The organism is Schlesneria sp. (assembly GCF_036405755.1).
Lineage (GTDB): Bacteria > Planctomycetota > Planctomycetia > Planctomycetales > Planctomycetaceae > Schlesneria > Schlesneria sphaerica.
In genome coordinates, this window is sequence record NZ_DASWWZ010000160.1 from 1 (window position 1) to 2,778 (window position 2,778).

Here is a 2,778-nt window from a genome sequence, read left to right on the forward strand (position 1 = left end):
CGGCATCAGCAGGAAAGCGGTTCCCGAGACGAGGGCATCACGTGAACTCTGGAAAGGTTTGTCTGTGGCGGTACCGACATCAAAGACAATCCCTCCGATATTCCCCCCTTCAAATTGACGGTAGTAGTTACCGCCGATCGCGATGTTGAACAGATCCTGAGGAAACTGCCGCATGGTATTGGGCAGGATGGCGTTCGTGTTGACGTGCGTCGTCTCCACGTCCCCGGTCAGCAGAAAGGTGTTGGCGCCCTTTGAGTACACAGGGACGGCACCCTGAAGGTCTGTTCGAAGCATGCTCAGCGTCGTACCGGGCTGATCCGTGTTCTGTTCGGGATACCAGGACCCACCAGCTTGAGGGTTCGACATCAAGAGGGTGCCGACTCCCCCCGGAAGATTCTTCAGTCCCTTGATGCCACGAAATGACGGAAGGGCGTCGAGTCCTGTTCCCGTCTTCGCACTGCGAGTTCCCAGGTCCTGGGTGTATTCGGGGGGCTCGCCGTATGTCAGGCCGTCGTACGACGGGTCCGCAGGCGGAAGCTGAGTGTTCGTCAGTTGGACGGTCGCCAGAGGTGAGGTACTGGAGATGAGTTGTATCCAATTGCCGGGCGGATCCTGAATCGCCAGCGGGAGAGCACCGGAAGGACGACCGACATGATCGGTTGCCAGAAAGCCTTGGGCAGAGGCAGGGACCCAGTTGACAATCAAAACGAGTGTCAGGGAAAGAGCCGCCATCCGAACGGGCCGCGTACTCACGTTGTAAAACCCCGAAAAAACAGAATCGAAGCCGGCATCCAGTCGCCGGTGTGTCGTCGGCGGGATTCTAGTTGCGATTCAAAAGTGGGTGTAGAGGAAGTTACGGCCGGCGCCACAGCTTCACTCTGCAAGCTCATCTGGAGGTGATCGTTTCCGGCCCATTCAATCAGAAGCGTGCAAGGCGGCAATTTTTGCCGATCGACGATCCTCACTGCTTGATGAGCTGGAAAGTGTGGTCAAGAAAAGAGAAATGGAGCGTGAAGTCGGTAGAACTTCGTCGCGGAGGGGCGGATTTTTGATCATCACGGGGTCAGAGTGGTTGACATTCAACAAAACCGATCTAATATATCATTCATGTGGTCGTCATTAAATTGATGGGCCACAGGAGCGAATGAGCGGCACAGCCGCATTCGTGAATCTGACTCTCTCTGCGTGCAGTCGATGGTCTTCCAAGAAGCCTCGGGATTGCATCTGGCGACAGCGAAAATATCGCTGCTCAGCCCCTGCCCCTCTCGAGACGTCCTATGCGATTTGATCTTCGGGTTCCCTTTGCCCCTGTTTGTGTGCTCGCGCTGTCGTTGTTGCTGGCTGGTTGTAGTGGGAACAAAAACATCGCTTCGGTGACGGGAACGGTGTACCTGGATGGAGAACCACTTCCCAAAGCATTTCTCATCTTTACTCCCCAGGAAGGGGCTGGCGCACCGTCATTCGGCCGAACAGACAATTACGGTCGTTATCAGATGATCTTTTCCACCAACACGAAAGGTGCGTGGATTGGACGGAATCGGGTCACGATCAGTACGGCGGATGCCATCAGCCCCGAAAAAACCACTCCGGAAGTTGTGCCGTCGCGCTACAACCAGAAATCGGAACTCTATGAAGAAGTAGAACCGGGCAGTAACCAGATCGACTTCGATCTCGAGGGGGATGGACACATCAAGAAGGAACTGCCCTATACGGGTTGATCGATCTGAATCCCGCTGCTCTGACCCGATTTGACGCTGCGATCTGTTTTATACGTCTCTTTCATTCAACGAATCATTTTGAAAAGGTTGTCTCCGTGCTTTCTCCCTTGTTTTCGCTACCGCCCAAGCCACTGTCGGGAACCTCGCCCGTGCACCGCAGATCCCGAGGATTTACACTGATCGAACTGCTGGTTGTGATTGCCATCATCGGGGTCCTTGTGGCCCTCTTGCTTCCCGCCGTCCAGCAGGCTCGTGAAGCCGCGCGACGGACGCAGTGTAAGAATAATTTGAAGCAGATTGGTTTGGCACTTCATAATTATCACGATGCCTATAACCAGTTTCCCCCTTCGATGATTTTCCAGACTCAGCATCTGACGGCCCGCGCCAATCGGCCTCAACGAGCCAATGGGTGGGCGTGGACGTCGTTCATTCTGCCCTATATCGATCAGGGGCCGCTCTACAATCAGTTGAACTTCAACACGTCACTGGTGACGCCTGAGAACCAGCTGTTGGTAGGGACCAAGTTGGAGGTTGCCGTCTGCCCTTCAGTTCCCTCGATCAACCACGTCGTTGTCGGTGCCATCGACGCTCCAGGGATCACGGCCACAAACTATGTTGCGAACAGCGGGTCGTATTCTCTGAGTGCCTATTACAACGCTTCAGCAACGCGTAGGAACGGTGTCTTTTCTGAAGATAGCCGAGTCGGAATTCGGGATATCACCGACGGGACTTCGAATACGATCGCCGTGGGCGAGACGGTGTTCTGGGGAACGGGAGACACCGCCAATACCTTCTACTGGGACCCCAGCTGGTTCGGACGTGTGCAGGCGGGAATTCCTACCAGCGACTGCCCCGAGTGCATTACGCGGAACGGTGCGGTTCGCATGAATCCCCCCCGTATCGCCAGCGCCGTGGTCCTCAGAAATGCCTTCTCGAGCAAGCACGTGGGAGGTGCCCAGTTCCTGCTGACGGATGGATCGGTCCGCTTCATCAGCGAATCGATCAACACGACGTCCGTGGATGACGAAACGCTTCCCCCAACGGCGCTCGGTGTCTATCA

General features: G+C 55.5%; 3 protein-coding genes. 2 read left to right on the forward strand and 1 reads right to left on the reverse strand.

Features of this window, described 5'->3' with window-relative positions:
- The coding region (locus tag VGE80_RS05365) for a hypothetical protein (protein ID WP_440591939.1) at positions 1-753 on the reverse strand (753 nt) is incomplete at its 3' end.
- 524 nt (positions 754-1,277) lie between these two features.
- Here VGE80_RS05365 and VGE80_RS05370 point away from each other — a divergent pair.
- Positions 1,278-1,718: a carboxypeptidase regulatory-like domain-containing protein gene (locus VGE80_RS05370; protein WP_373649996.1), complete on the forward strand. Its 441-nt coding sequence runs from the start codon at positions 1,278-1,280 to the stop codon at positions 1,716-1,718.
- 149 nt (positions 1,719-1,867) lie between these two features.
- On the forward strand, positions 1,868-2,778 hold a 911-nt coding region (locus tag VGE80_RS05375), incomplete at its 3' end, for a DUF1559 family PulG-like putative transporter (RefSeq protein WP_440591940.1).

Excerpts from the sequence above, each read along its gene's own strand:
- VGE80_RS05370 (WP_373649996.1), top strand. The coding sequence starts at position 1,278 with ATGCGATTTGATCTTCGGGTTCCCTTTGCCCCTGTTTGTGTGCTCGCG.